At 61.1% G+C, this 429-nt stretch carries 1 protein-coding gene; it reads left to right on the top strand.

Annotation, left to right across the window (positions count from 1 at the left end; translation table 11 throughout):
* Positions 1 to 429: non-homologous end joining protein Ku (ku, locus tag MFP24_RS00305; RefSeq protein WP_263458362.1), on the top strand; the 429-nt coding region annotated here is incomplete at both ends.

The following is a 429-nucleotide window of genomic DNA, read 5'->3' as shown; positions in this document are numbered from 1 at the left end:
GATACCGAGAAGGTCTCGTTCAACCAGATCAACCGCAAGACCGGCCACCGGATCAAGTACCTCAAGGTCGACGCCGAGACCGGCGACGAGGTGACCTCCGAGGACATCGTCAAGGGCTACAAGGTCGACACCGACACCTATATCGAAGTCACCAAGGACGAGCTCGACGACATCGCGCTGGACTCGACGCACACGATCGAGATCGACGAATTCGTGCCGAAGACCGACATCGACAGCCGTTACCTGATCCGTCCCTATTATCTCGTACCCGATGGCAAGGTCGGCCACGACGCCTTCGCGGTGATCCGCGAGACCATCCGCAGCATGAACAAGGTCGCGATCGGCCGCGTCGTGCTGACCAACCGCGAGCACATCATTGCGCTCGAGCCGCTCGAGAGCGGCCTGATGGGCACGCTGCTGCGCTATCCC

The sequence above is a fragment of the Brenneria tiliae genome, assembly GCF_023347575.1.
GTDB classification, from domain to species: Bacteria; Pseudomonadota; Gammaproteobacteria; order Enterobacterales; family Enterobacteriaceae; genus Brenneria; species Brenneria corticis.
The sequence above is the reverse complement of the archived record's forward strand: the minus strand, read 5'-3'. Positions and strand labels throughout refer to the sequence as shown.